This window comes from Paenibacillus dendritiformis (genome assembly GCF_015845845.1).
In the GTDB taxonomy this organism is placed as follows: Bacteria; Bacillota; Bacilli; order Paenibacillales; family Paenibacillaceae; genus Paenibacillus_B; species Paenibacillus_B dendritiformis_C.
In genome coordinates this window covers 1-13200 of record NZ_LDIG01000131.1, presented here as the reverse complement: position 1 = coordinate 13200, position 13200 = coordinate 1, and the positions used below count along the sequence as shown (strand labels likewise).

Annotated in this window: 12 protein-coding genes; all 12 read left to right on the top strand. The window is 54.4% G+C overall.

Annotated elements, in window-relative coordinates:
• Positions 1 to 168 precede the first annotated feature (168 nt).
• A complete protein-coding gene (gene recA, locus ABD76_RS11735) occupies positions 169 to 1227 on the top strand; it encodes a recombinase RecA (RefSeq protein ID WP_197257068.1) in 1059 nt (352 codons plus the stop codon).
• A 155-nt stretch (positions 1228 to 1382) separates the two neighbouring features.
• Entirely contained in the window at positions 1383 to 2045 is a 663-nt protein-coding gene (locus tag ABD76_RS11730) for a regulatory protein RecX (RefSeq protein ID WP_197257066.1), read from the top strand.
• Between the two features lie 325 nt (positions 2046 to 2370).
• A complete protein-coding gene (gene rny / locus ABD76_RS11725; protein WP_197257063.1) occupies positions 2371 to 3918 on the top strand; it encodes a ribonuclease Y in 1548 nt (515 codons plus the stop codon).
• Positions 3919 to 3989: 71 nt separating this feature from the next.
• Entirely contained in the window at positions 3990 to 4784 is a 795-nt protein-coding gene (locus ABD76_RS11720; RefSeq protein ID WP_197257061.1) for a TIGR00282 family metallophosphoesterase, read from the top strand.
• Positions 4785 to 5053: 269 nt separating this feature from the next.
• On the top strand, positions 5054 to 5314 hold the full coding sequence (locus ABD76_RS11715) for a stage V sporulation protein S (RefSeq protein WP_006286829.1): 261 nt from the start codon (positions 5054 to 5056) through the stop codon (positions 5312 to 5314).
• A 109-nt stretch (positions 5315 to 5423) separates the two neighbouring features.
• Positions 5424 to 6383 carry a dipeptidase gene (locus ABD76_RS11710; protein ID WP_197257059.1) on the top strand — a complete coding sequence of 320 codons (960 nt, stop codon included), beginning with the start codon at positions 5424 to 5426 and terminating at the stop codon, positions 6381 to 6383.
• 208 nt (positions 6384 to 6591) lie between these two features.
• Entirely contained in the window at positions 6592 to 8325 is a 1734-nt protein-coding gene (locus ABD76_RS11705) for a 2-oxoacid:acceptor oxidoreductase subunit alpha (protein ID WP_197257057.1), read from the top strand.
• A gap of 2 nt (positions 8326 to 8327) precedes the next feature.
• Positions 8328 to 9194, top strand: a complete 867-nt coding sequence (locus tag ABD76_RS11700; RefSeq protein WP_197257055.1) for a 2-oxoacid:ferredoxin oxidoreductase subunit beta — start codon at positions 8328 to 8330, stop codon at positions 9192 to 9194.
• 539 nt (positions 9195 to 9733) lie between these two features.
• Entirely contained in the window at positions 9734 to 10303 is a 570-nt protein-coding gene (locus ABD76_RS11695; protein ID WP_197257050.1) for a phosphate propanoyltransferase, read from the top strand.
• A gap of 267 nt (positions 10304 to 10570) precedes the next feature.
• Positions 10571 to 12124 (top strand): tRNA (N6-isopentenyl adenosine(37)-C2)-methylthiotransferase MiaB, encoded by a 1554-nt coding sequence (miaB, locus tag ABD76_RS11690; protein WP_197257048.1) that lies wholly within the window; start codon positions 10571 to 10573, stop codon positions 12122 to 12124.
• Positions 12125 to 12280: 156 nt separating this feature from the next.
• Positions 12281 to 12697, top strand: coding sequence for a YlbF/YmcA family competence regulator (locus tag ABD76_RS11685; protein WP_197257206.1), 417 nt, complete (start codon positions 12281 to 12283; stop codon positions 12695 to 12697).
• A gap of 220 nt (positions 12698 to 12917) precedes the next feature.
• A partial coding sequence (tnpA, locus tag ABD76_RS11680) for an IS200/IS605 family transposase (RefSeq protein WP_197256799.1) occupies positions 12918 to 13200 on the top strand: 283 nt, incomplete at its 3' end.

Below are 13200 nucleotides of genomic sequence, written 5' to 3'. Positions count from 1 at the left end.
GCGGTTTTTTGCGTATAGGGGAGGAGGATGCCCAAGATCGATCCTTTTATGGAATTTTAAGATAAATGCGCCTGCGAAAAAAACGAATGTATGTTCGAAAAAAAGCTTGGCAAACGGATCGAAAGACGGTATGATAGAGGTATCAAATGGAACAAAGGAAGTGAGTATGTGTCAGATCGCCGCGCTGCATTAGAAATGGCATTGCGCCAAATCGAGAAACAATTCGGTAAAGGTTCGATCATGAAACTTGGCGAGTCCAACCATATGCAGGTTGAGATTGTGCCGAGCGGATCGTTGGCACTTGATATAGCTCTTGGAATCGGCGGATTGCCAAGAGGACGGATTATTGAAGTATACGGACCGGAATCTTCCGGTAAGACGACGGTTGCGCTTCATGCGATTGCTGAAGTGCAGAAGGTTGGCGGACAAGCTGCGTTCATCGACGCGGAGCATGCGCTCGATCCTACATACGCGAGCAAGCTTGGCGTCAACATTGACGAGCTGCTTCTCTCCCAGCCGGATACAGGGGAGCAGGCGCTCGAGATTGCCGAAGCGCTCGTGCGCAGCGGCGCGGTGGACATTATCGTCATCGACTCCGTCGCGGCTCTCGTGCCGAAGGCGGAGATTGAAGGCGAGATGGGGGATTCCCACGTCGGTCTGCAGGCCCGCCTCATGTCCCAGGCGCTTCGCAAATTGTCCGGGGCGATCAGCAAGTCCAAGACGATCGCGATCTTCATCAACCAGCTTCGCGAGAAGGTCGGCGTCATGTTCGGCAACCCGGAGACGACGCCGGGCGGCCGCGCATTGAAGTTCTACTCCACGATCCGGCTGGATGTCCGGCGGGTGGAGACGATCAAGCAGGGCAACGACATGATCGGGAACCGGACACGCATCAAGGTCGTGAAGAACAAGGTCGCGCCTCCATTCAAGCAGGCAGACATCGATATTATGTACGGCGAAGGGATCTCCCGCGAAGGAAGCATCGTAGATATCGGCACGGAGATGGACATTATTCAGAAGAGCGGGGCCTGGTATTCATACGAGGGCGAGCGTCTGGGCCAAGGCCGTGAGAATGCGAAGCAGTTCCTGAAGGAAAATCCGGAGATCGCTCTGACGATCGAGAACAAGGTTCGTGAAGCAAGCAATTTGTCGACGGTGGTCCGGAACCATTCCGAGCATGATGCTGAAGAGGCTGAGGATGCTCTGGAGCTGGAACTGGAATCGTAAGCCTGTTTCTGGAACAAGCGCCTTCCTGTGAGGGCGCTTGTTTTGTCATGTCCGTGTACATAAGGATGCGGGTAACGCGAAATCATGCGCGGATCCCGGCGAAGCCAACGAATGATGGCTTTGCGGGCGAGGTCGCACACAGGAGGAGCAGACGGATGAACAAGCAGGAACGCATCGTGACGATCATGCGGGTGGAGCAGGATCGAACCCAGCGGGGGCGCTATGTCCTGCATTTTGACAGCGGCGAGTCCCTCAACGTGCATGAGGATGTCATGATCAAGTACCGTCTTCTGAAGGGAGCGGACATCGCTATCGACGCGATTGACGATATATTGCGGGCCGATGAGGGGAACAAGGCCTATGTGCAGGCGCTGCGCCATCTGCAGCGCAAGCCGAGAACGAGGATGGAGATCATCCGCCATCTGAGCCAGAAAGGCTATGAAGAAGGAGTCGTACGAGAAGCCGTCTCGCGTCTGGAGGAAGAGCGTCTGGTAGACGATCGGGCGTACGCCGAGCAGTGGGCATACGAGCGCACGTCGATGCATGCGAAGGGCCGCCGCTTCATTGAGCAGGAGCTGAAGCAGAAGGGCGTGCCGGAGCAGCATATCGCCGCCGCCCTTACTTCTATTGATCCGGAGGAGGAGCGGGACGGGGCGCAGTGCGCTGCCGCCAAGAAATGGCGCCAGACGCAGGGCGAGCCGCATATGCGGAAGCAAAAAGTGATTGCTTTCCTGCTTCGGCGCGGCTATCCGATGGACCTGGCCCGCCGCGCTGCCGAGGAGGCGGCGCAGGAAGCCGATGCGGAGGATGAGTTCTAAGCGGGCGGCTCCGGTCAAAGATATCGCTCTTCGCCGTCATTTGCTTGACAATATCTTTTCATGAATAATAAAATGAACATGTATCTTTATTATCGCGAAATCAGTTTCCACTTCCAGAAATTGATTTCTACATGATTCATTTCGCCAATATCATGATTTCCGATTGCCGCTTTCGGGCGGCGCACGCCTCCGCGCGTGCACTTCGCCGGCGCTCATGCGTCGGTCCATGATACGAACCTGAATTTTGTAATGAAACACGTGAACAACTGAACAAATGAAACCTGTCCCAAGCAGTGCTTGGAGCAACCAACGGGGAGGTGAGGCAATGGAGATGAACATTTGGCTCGCGCTCGCTCTCGTTGTGGCCGCATTGATCTTGGGGTTTGGAATCGGGTACCTGATTCGCAAATCGCTTGCTGAAGCGAAGATAACGAGTGCCGAGCATGCCGCGGAGCAGATTATGGACAGCGCGCGCAAGGAAGCAGAGGCACTGAAGAAGGAAACGGTGCTCGAAGCGAAGGACGACATCCATAAACTGCGCACGGAAGCGGAGAAAGACATTCGCGAGCGCCGAAACGAAGTTCAGCGTCTGGAAAGACGCGTTGTGCAAAAAGAAGAGTCATTGGATAAAAAGCTGGAGTCGCTGGAGCGCAAAGAAGAACAAATCACGACCAAAGAAAAGCGCATCGAAGAGACCCAGCAGCAGGTTGAACGGACGCTGCAGCAGCAAGTTGCGGAGTTGGAACGGATCTCGAATCTGACGATGGAAGATGCGCGGAGCATTATCCTGTCCAATGCGGAACAGGAGGTACGGCACGAGACCGCGCAGATGATCAAAGATATCGAGCAGCAGGCACGCGAAGAAGCGGACAAGCGCTCACGCGAGATTATTACGCTTGCTATCCAGCGCTGCGCCGCCGATCACGTAGCAGAGACGACGGTCTCTGTCGTGGCATTGCCGAACGAAGAGATGAAGGGCCGGATTATCGGCCGCGAAGGCCGGAATATCCGTGCGCTTGAGACACTGACAGGAATCGATCTGATTATCGACGATACGCCGGAAGCGGTAATTCTGTCCGGATTCGATCCGATACGGCGGGAAATCGCGCGGACGGCCTTGGAGAAGCTGGTCGCCGACGGGCGTATCCACCCGGCTCGCATCGAGGAAATGGTGGAGAAGTCCCGCAAGGAAGTCGACGAGCGCATCCGCGAATACGGGGAGCAAGCGACGTTCGAGGTCGGAGTGCATGGCTTGCATCCGGATCTGATTAAGATTCTGGGACGTCTCAAGTTCCGTACGAGCTACGGTCAGAATGTGCTCAAGCATTCCATGGAAGTGGCATATCTCACCGGCTTGATGGCGGGAGAGCTGGGCGAAGATGTAACCTTGGCACGCCGTGCCGGGCTGTTGCATGATATCGGAAAAGCGCTGGATCACGAGGTGGAAGGATCCCACGTCGAGATTGGCGTAGAGTTGGCGAAAAAGTATAAAGAACACCCTGTAGTCATTAACAGCATTGCATCCCATCACGGGGATTGCGAAGCGACATCGGTTATCGCAATGCTGGTGGCAGCGGCGGATGCGCTGTCTGCGGCCAGACCGGGAGCGCGTCGTGAGACGCTCGAAACCTATATCAAACGGCTGGAGAAGCTGGAAGACATTTCCGAGTCGTTCGAAGGGGTGGAGAAATCGTACGCCATCCAGGCTGGACGCGAAGTTCGCGTCATGGTTCAGCCGGAAAAGATTGACGATGCGGAAGCGTACCGACTCGCTCGGGAGATTACGAAGAAAATCGAGAGCGAGCTGGACTATCCGGGTCATATCAAGGTGACGGTAATCCGCGAGACCCGTGCGGTAGAATATGCGAAATAAGCAAAAGCTATAGCGTAAGCGCGAGAAGTGGCCTTCTGGGCCACTTCTCCTGATTTAAGGAGGACCCAGTCATGAAAGTCTTGTTTATCGGCGATATTGTGGGCAATACGGGACGCAAGGCCGTGAAGCAGCTGCTGCCGGAGCTGAAGCAGAAATATAACCCGCATATCATTATCGCCAATGCGGAGAACGCCGCCGGGGGGCGGGGCGTTACGGCCGCGATCGTGAAGGAGTTCCTTGATCTGGGCATTCATGGCTTTACGATGGGGAACCATACATGGGACAACAAAGATATTTTCGAATGGATTGACGAGGAGCCGCGGATGGTGCGTCCCGCCAACTTCCCGGAAGGAACGCCCGGCAGAGGGCATACCGTCATCAAAGCGAACGGCAAGGAGCTTGTTATTATCAATTTGCAGGGGCGGACGTTCCTCCCGGCCATTGATTGCCCCTTCCAAAAGGCGGACGACATTTTGGAAGGTCTCGGAAAAAAGGCGCGTGCCATACTCGTCGATTTCCATGCCGAAGCGACATCGGAGAAGATTGCAATGGGCTGGCATCTCGACGGCCGCGCTTCGCTGGTCGTGGGCACGCATACGCATGTCCAGACGAATGACGATACGATACTCCCTAACGGCACGGCCTATTTGACCGATGTCGGCATGGTCGGTTCGCGGGAAGGCGTGCTTGGCATGGAGCGGGAAGCGGTGCTGCGCAAGTTCAGGACACAGCTTCCGGTAAGGTTCGTCGTCGATGAAGGCAAATGGCAGTTCCACGCGCTGGTCGTTGACATTGATGAAGCGACCGGCAAAGCGACGAAGCTGGATAAAATCCGTATTCGCGAAGGCGAGTGGATGATGAGCTAGGGCAGGCGGGAACCCGGCGCCGGCTTTGGCGATGGCGGCGTACGGAGCGAGCTCGCTAACTGTCCCGATATGGATGCCGCCGCCCAGCTATTGCGTGAACAGGAACAGATCAGCCCGTTCGCTGCCCGGCTTTTCGCATGGATAGGAACGGAACAGTCCGACCACCGTATCTCCTTTGCACAGGGACTGAAGATGATTGGAATTTTTGGCTCGCTTGTGAATAGATTGTAATAGTGGAGTCAACCATCATTCCCGAGGAGGTACTTTCCATGGAAGTATTAAAGGTGTCAGCTAAATCCAACCCGAATTCCGTCGCGGGCGCATTGGCAGGAGTGCTGCGTGAACGCGGAGCGGCCGAACTTCAAGCGATCGGAGCGGGCGCATTGAATCAGGCGATTAAAGCAGTTGCGATTGCACGAGGATTCGTCGCACCAAGCGGGGTTGATCTGATTTGCATTCCTGCATTCACCGATATCGTCATTGACGGCGAAGACCGTACGGCCATTAAATTAATTGTCGAGCCCAGATAAAAAACGCATACATGGAAATGACCGGGGAACCTTACTCTGCCTGTTTACGACGTAAGCAGGTTTTTTGCTTTCCATGATGGGACACGCCACGCAGAAAGGATGATGCGATATGAACGCCCGTATTATCGATTTTCATTGCGATGTATTGTATAAGATGCTGTATCGCGGCACAGGCCGCTTCGAGCAGGAAGACGATTTTGACGTTACATTGCCGCGCCTGAAGCAAGGGGGAGTCGGCATGCAGGTGTTCGCGGTTTTCCTGGAGAACTCCGCGCTGGCAGGACCGCCGAAGTTTGCTCAGGTGCTGCGGAGCATCGATCTGCTGCGCGAGCGCATCAACACGCTTCCCGGGATGCGTCTCATCCGTTGGCGGGAAGATCTCGAGCGGTGGCAGCGGCAGCCGGAGCAGATCGGAACGCTGCTGTCTTTGGAAGGCGTAGACGCGCTGGAAGGGGATTTAGTGTATCTCCGCACCGCTTACGAGCTGGGTGTCCGCTTCATCGGGCTGACCTGGAATCATGCCAACTGGGCGGTTGACGGGACGTTGGAGGAGCGGCAAGCCGGCTTTACTGCGCTGGGCCGAAGCCTAATCCGGGAATGCGATCGCCTGGGACTTGTCATTGATGTGTCGCATTTGAACCGGACGGCATTTTGGGAGCTCCTCGAGCTGACGGAGCGGCCGATCTTCGCCTCTCATTCCAATGCGGCGGCCGTGCTTGAGCATCCGCGCAACCTGACGGACCAGCAGATCCGGGCCATTATCGCGCGGGACGGAAGAATAGGCGTTACCTTCGTGCCGCATTTCATCCATGAAGGGGACAAGGCTTCCATTGATCATTTGCTCCGCCATATCGAGCATATCGCCGCATTGGGCGGCGAGCGGCATCTGATGTTCGGATCAGACTTCGACGGCATCGACAAGAAGGTAGAGAAGTTGGAGCATGCGGGGCAGTATACGAACTTATTAAATGAACTGCATAAAAGATTCAGTCCGGATTTCGTAGAGCGGATTTCTTCCGCCAATGCATTATCGTTTCTCGCGGCCCATCTTCCCGAACGCGAACAATAATATGGATATTCATCTCGACCGCGTATCATATCCATCGAAACTCGCTATCGTGGGGGAGGCAGAAAACGCTTGCTTTTTCAAGTACCCGGACATAGAATGAGAGTGACTCAACCATTTTCTAATATTTTACTTGTTATATTTTTCGGAAATATTTATTTCGCGGCAGTGAATATGGATGCGAGTCACTTTGCAAAAGGAGTGGGCGAGCTTGATTAGTCAATTATCTTGGAAAATCGGGGGTCAACAAGGAGAGGGTGTAGAAAGTACAGATCGTATTTTCTCAACGGCTTTGAATCGTCTAGGCTATTATCTATACGGCTATCGTCACTTTTCTTCCCGAATCAAGGGTGGACATACGAATAACAAAATACGCATCAGCACCGTGCCAATCCGTGCGATATCGGACGACCTGGACATTCTCGTCGCTTTCGATCAAGAGACGATCGATCTGAACGCGAAAGAATTGCGGCCGGGAGGCGTTATCGTTGCCGATGCGAAATTCGCGCCAGTCGTGCCGGAAGGAATCGATGCACGGCTATTTGCTGTTCCGTTCACCGCTATCGCGGACGAACTGGGCGCATCTTTGATGAAAAACATGGTTGCTTCCGGGGCGTCCTGGGCCTTGCTTGGATTGCCGCTGGACGTGTTCAATAAGGCGTTGGAAGAGGAATTTGGGCGCAAAGGGCCGGCAGTCGTCGAAAAGAACGTCGAGGCCTCCCGCCGCGGGGCGGAATTCATCCTTGAGCAGGCCGGCGGCCCGCTGACGGAGTTCCAGCTTGAACCGGCGGACGGGAAGCAGAAGCTCTTCATGATCGGGAACGATGCGATTGGCTTGGGGGCAATCGCCGCAGGCTGCCGCTTGATGGCGGCTTACCCGATTACGCCGGCATCGGAGATTATGGAGTACTTAATCAAGCGGCTTCCGAAGTTCGGCGGAACGGTCATTCAGACCGAAGACGAGATTGCCGCAGTTACGTTGGCCATCGGGGCCAACTACGGCGGAGTCCGGGCAATGACCGCATCCGCGGGTCCGGGGTTGTCGCTCAAGGCGGAAGCGATTGGGCTGGCCGGAATGACGGAAACTCCAATCGTTATCGTCAATACGCAGCGCGGAGGTCCGAGCACCGGCCTGCCGACGAAGCAGGAGCAGAGCGATCTGAATGCGATGGTCTACGGCACCCATGGCGAGATCCCTAAGATCGTCATGGCGCCGAGCTCCATCGAAGAGTGCTTCTACGATACGATCGAGGCATTTAACCTCGCGGAGAAATACCAATGCCCGGTCATCGTCATGACCGATCTGCAGCTTTCGCTGGGCAAGCAGTCGTGCGAACTGCTCGATTACGAACGCATCGTCATCGATCGCGGCAAGCTGACATCGGATCTGCCGCCTCTGGAGCAACACGGCCAATTCAAGCGCTATGAATGGACGGAGGACGGCATCTCCCCGCGCGTTATCCCTGGGGAGAAGGGCGGTCTGCATCATGTGACCGGCGTAGAGCACGATGAGATTGGGCGTCCGTCCGAGAGCGCGGCGAACCGAAAGAAGATGATGGATAAGCGGCTGCGGAAGATCAAGGGCCTGCAAATAACGAATGCGATTCATGCAGATACGCCGCACGAGGAGCCGGATCTGCTGTTCGTCGGCATGGGCTCCATCGGCGGAACGATAGACGAAGCGCGCCGCAGACTGGAAGCGGAAGGAATTAAGACGAACCATGTCACCGTGCGGCAGATTCACCCGTTCCCGACGGAGCTGTTCAAGCCGCATGCGGAACGGGCCCGTCAAGTGGTTGTCATCGAGAACAACGCTACCGGACAATTGGCGGATCAGATTCAGCTGCATGTCGGCTGCCGAGAGAAGCTGCGCCGCGTCAACAAATACGACGGCACTCCGTTCCTGCCGTCCGAATTGTACAATCATAGCAAGGAGCTGGTCTAAGAATGGCTACGTTTAAAGAATTCCGCAACAATGTGAAGCCGAACTGGTGCCCGGGCTGCGGTGATTTCTCGATACAGGCGGCCATTCAACGGGCGGCGGCCAATGTCGGACTTGAGCCGGAACAGTTGGCGGTCGTATCCGGAATTGGCTGCTCGGGCAGAATCTCCGGTTACATTAACGCGTACGGTTTCCACGGCATCCATGGACGCGCCTTGCCGATTGCGCAGGGGCTGAAGCTGGCGAACCGGGATCTGACCGTTATCGCCTCCGGGGGAGACGGCGACGGCTTCGCGATCGGGATGGGGCATACGGTCCACGCCATTCGCCGGAACGTCAATATTACGTACATCGTGATGGACAACCAGATTTACGGCTTGACGAAGGGGCAGACCTCTCCGCGCAGCGCCGTCGGCTTCAAGACGAAGAGCACGCCGGAAGGCGCGATTGAATCGACCTTGTCGCCGCTGGAGATTGCGCTCGCGTCCGGAGCGACATTCGTCGCGCAGTCGTTCTCGAGCGATCTGAAGCAGTTGACCGCGCTGATCGAAGCCGGCATACAGCATGAAGGATTTTCCCTTATCAACGTGTTCAGCCCGTGCGTCACGTTCAACAAAATCAACACGTACGACTGGTTCAAGGAGCATATCATTAATCTTGACACCGTCGAGAACTATGACCCGTCGAACCGCGTGATGGCGATGACGAAGCTGATGGAGACCGGCGGTATGATAACGGGACTGATCTATCAGGATACTTCTCGCCGCTCCTACGAGAATCTTGTCCCGGGCTTCCGGGAAGAGCCGCTCGCACATCAAGATTTGCGGATCACGCCTGAGCAATTTGACCAATTGGTATCGGAATTCAAATAACCAATCCCATTAAGGCATGCGTCGCGTGGCGCGTGCCTTATTTTATTGATATGAGAAAATAAGACCCGCCATCCCTGCTGCAGCAAATCGACACCTCCTTCGTCAACGCTGTTATACTCACTATCCCATAGGGGCAGGAAAGTCATCATACAAGTGAAATTTCAATGTCGAGGTTGTGAAGGAAATGTCAGTCCGCTGTCTGCGTTCTTATGCTCGCTATCCCATAGGCGCAGGAAAGTAGCCATAGTAGCTACCTTACGACCAGACAAATATCACCCACATTAATTCGAACCCGCTGACAGGATGGGATATTGAACAAAAGTCGGGGTCCGCCTGATAGGATGGGATAATGAGCAAAAGGCCAGGTGAGCGCCTGACGGTATGGGATATTGAACAAAAGGGCCGCGTAGGCCCATGCTGTTGGAAATGCAAAAAGGGAAAAGGCGGTCAGGGCGAAAAGTCGACTTTTTGCGCGGGCGGGAGTATAATATGGAGTGGTACAAGATAGAGAGATCACAACAACGTGAGGTGGATGAGAAATGAAAACTGTACCCGTCGGCGTGTCAGGACGTCATATTCATTTAACACAGCAAGATATTGAGACTCTGTTCGGAGCAGGCTATCAACTGACCGAGTTCAAGCCGCTGTCCCAGCCGGGGCAATTCGCGGCCAATGAGACGGTTGAAGTTATCGGTCCGAAAGGTTCGTTCAAGAAGGTCCGCATTTTGGGCCCTGCGCGTCCGGCTTCCCAATTGGAAGTGTCGCGTACAGACGCGTTTACGCTCGGAGTCAACCCGCCAGTCCGGGAATCGGGCAATATCGAAGGCACACCAGGCATTCAAATTAAAGGGCCTGCAGGTGAAGTGGAACTGAAGCAAGGGGTTATTGTGGCGGCACGCCATATTCACTTCCATACTTCAGATGCCGAGAAGTGGGGCATTCAGGACAAAGCTAAGCTTCGGGTTCGCGTCGGCGGAGAGCGCGGCGTTATCTTTGAAAATGTGATTGCGCGCGTCCATGACAATTTTGCCTTGGACATGCATATTGATACGGATGAAGCGAATGCAGCCGGCGTGAAGAATGGAGACACGGCTGAAATCGTTGATTAATAGAAGCGGGAACGTCGAATGCAGCTGCTCGTTAGGGCGGCTGCATTTTTGCTGTGTTCCTTTTTCGGGTGCCGATTGTTAGGAAGGGCAGAGGCACTCCTTTGCGCGTAAGTGCGTTCGGCTGTCCGCGACGAGGGCAGCGGTTTTTCTTGGCTTGGCTCCGCACGCGGAATAATGCTATAATTTGTTGTAATGCTTTTTTTGGAATAGGCATCAATCATTCACCGCAAACCTATGACATTACGATATGAAGGAGTGACCGACATCATGAGCAAAGAGTCGAAGGATTACTCCAAATATTTTGATTTCTCGAACGCAAAAGTGATTTCGGAGGATGAACACGGTAAGCGCATTCGTATCAATGGTCGCGAAATCAACATTATTTCGGAGCCTAATCATCGAGCAGAGAAGCAGCGGGGGAAGCAGGACATCGTTGTCCATTATGAAGAGGCGGTTCCCGCAGAACTGCAGCAGTTAGGTACAGGCAAGCATTATCTCATCTATACGTTCGGCTGCCAGATGAACGAGCATGACTCCGAGACGATGAGCGGGCTGCTCGAACAGATGGGGTACCGGAAGACGGAAGATCGCCAGATGGCGGACATCATTCTTCTCAATACATGTGCGATCCGGGAAAATGCCGAGGATAAGGTGTTCGGCGAGCTTGGCCATCTGAAGACGCTTAAGCTCGAGCGGCCAGGTCTGCTGCTTGGGGTATGCGGCTGCATGTCCCAGGAAGAAACGGTGGTCAACCGAATTATGCAGAAGCATCCGTTCGTCGACCTCGTCTTCGGGACGCATAATATTCACCGACTGCCTTATTTGGTCCGCGATGCTCTGTTCAATAAAGAGATGGTCATCGAAGTATGGTCGAAGGAAGGCGACATCATCGAGAACCTGCCGAAGAAGCGGGAAGGGATGCGCGCCTGGGTGAATATCATGTATGGCTGCGACAAGTTCTGCACCTATTGCATCGTGCCATATACGAGAGGCAAGGAGCGGAGCCGCCTTCCGGAGGATGTCATCGCGGAAGTGCGCGAGCTGGCGCGGCAAGGCTTCAAAGAGATTACGCTGCTCGGGCAAAATGTCAACGCCTACGGCAAAGATTTCACGGACCGGCACTATACGTTCGGCGATCTGATGGATGATATCCGCAAAATCGATATTCCTCGCGTCCGTTTCACGACATCTCATCCGCGCGATTTCGATGATCGGCTCGTGGAAGTGCTCGCGAAGCGCGGCAATCTGGTGGAGCATATCCATCTGCCGGTGCAATCGGGCAGCAGCGAGATATTGAAAAAGATGAGCCGGAAGTATGATCGCGCCCGCTTCCTCGAGCTGGCCGGCAAGATTAAGCAAGCGATTCCGGATGTCGTGCTGACGACGGACATTATCGTCGGGTTCCCGGGCGAGACTGACGAGCAGTTCGAGGAGACGATGACCTTGGTGAAGGAGGTCGGGTTCGATTCCGCCTTTACCTTTATTTACTCGCCGCGCGAGGGCACGCCTGCCGCTCAGATGGAAGATAATGTTCCACTCGAGGTGAAGAAAGCGCGTCTCCACCGTCTGAACGAGCTGATGACGGAACTGAGTCGCAAGAGCAATGAGAAGCTGATCGGCACGACCGTCGAGGTGCTGGTGGAAGGCGTAAGCAAAAACAACGCCAACATTTTGTCCGGCCGCACGCGCACGAACAAGCTGGTTCATTTTCCAGGTTCGGAAGAGCTGATCGGCCGCTTCGTTCACGTGCGCATCGACGATGCCCTGTCCTACTATATCAAGGGCGAAATGGTGCCGGAGCCGGTGCAAATCAGCTCCTAGCGGCGTGAACTTCGGCATGATCCGGCGCGGAGGCCTGACGCGGGATGACACGCAAGCCCTGCACCTTATTTTGCAACAATACGATAATCCAGATGGGAGAGGTTCGCATTGACGCAACATTTACATGATTCGTCCAAGGCTTCACCATGCAGCAGCATGCCTTCCTATAATACGCGTGATCTGCTGGTCCGCGACGATATTATGGCGAAGGCGAAGCAGCTCGCCGAGATGATTTGCACGACGGATGAAGTCATTCATTACCAAAAGGCGGAGAAGCTCGTCCAGAAGCATGAACGGGTGCAGGAGCTTATCTCGGCCATGAAGAAGAAGCAGAAGGAAATTGTCGCCTTCGAGTCGTTCCAGAATCAGGCGATGGTGGAGAAAATCGAGAAGGAAATCGAAGAGCTGCAACAGGAGCTCGACAATATTCCGCTCGTCGTGGAATTCCAGCAGAGCCAGACCGATGTGAACTACTTGCTGCAACTGGTCATGTCCGTCATTCGGGATACGGTGGCCGAGAAGATTGAAGTCGAGGCGGCGACCCCGGAAGATCCGGTGACGTGCAGCGACTAAGCCGAGAATGAAGCGATACGATAGATACAGCCGAAGCGGGCTTCCGTCCCTGATACAGGGGAAGGAAGCCTGTTTCGTTATGGGCTTTAGCCCGTTGAGTGCGTGAAACGCACGAAACAAAAAACCACCCGCTATGCGGGTGGAGGGATCGAGGGTTTGACCAACAAGACCATCCCGATAAAATTGAGATGTTCAGGCTCAATGAAAGGAATGGTCTTAGATGGCAAACAAGAACTATAGTCTAGCTCACACGAAGTGGATGTGCAAATACCACATTGTGTTCACCCCGAAGTATAGACGGAAAGAGATTTATAATCAAGTGAGAAAAGACTTGATTGAAATCTTCAAGCGTTTATGTAAATACAAGGGAGTGGAGATCTTAGAAGGTCACATGATGCCAGATCATGTACATATGCTAGTAGCGATTCCTCCAAAAATCTCAGTATCATCATTCATGGGATATCTGAAGGGAAAAAGCTCACTGATGATATTCGAGAAGCATG

Excerpts from the sequence above, each read along its gene's own strand:
- ABD76_RS11730 (WP_197257066.1), top strand. The coding sequence starts at position 1,383 with ATGAACAAGCAGGAACGCATCGTGACGATCATGCGGGTGGAGCAGGAT.
- rny (WP_197257063.1), top strand. The coding sequence starts at position 2,371 with ATGGAGATGAACATTTGGCTCGCGCTCGCTCTCGTTGTGGCCGCATTG.
- ABD76_RS11720 (WP_197257061.1), top strand. The coding sequence starts at position 3,990 with ATGAAAGTCTTGTTTATCGGCGATATTGTGGGCAATACGGGACGCAAG.
- ABD76_RS11715 (WP_006286829.1), top strand. The coding sequence starts at position 5,054 with ATGGAAGTATTAAAGGTGTCAGCTAAATCCAACCCGAATTCCGTCGCG.
- ABD76_RS11710 (WP_197257059.1), top strand. The coding sequence starts at position 5,424 with ATGAACGCCCGTATTATCGATTTTCATTGCGATGTATTGTATAAGATG.
- ABD76_RS11700 (WP_197257055.1), top strand. The coding sequence starts at position 8,328 with ATGGCTACGTTTAAAGAATTCCGCAACAATGTGAAGCCGAACTGGTGC.
- ABD76_RS11695 (WP_197257050.1), top strand. The coding sequence starts at position 9,734 with ATGAAAACTGTACCCGTCGGCGTGTCAGGACGTCATATTCATTTAACA.
- miaB (WP_197257048.1), top strand. The coding sequence starts at position 10,571 with ATGAGCAAAGAGTCGAAGGATTACTCCAAATATTTTGATTTCTCGAAC.
- ABD76_RS11685 (WP_197257206.1), top strand. The coding sequence starts at position 12,281 with ATGCCTTCCTATAATACGCGTGATCTGCTGGTCCGCGACGATATTATG.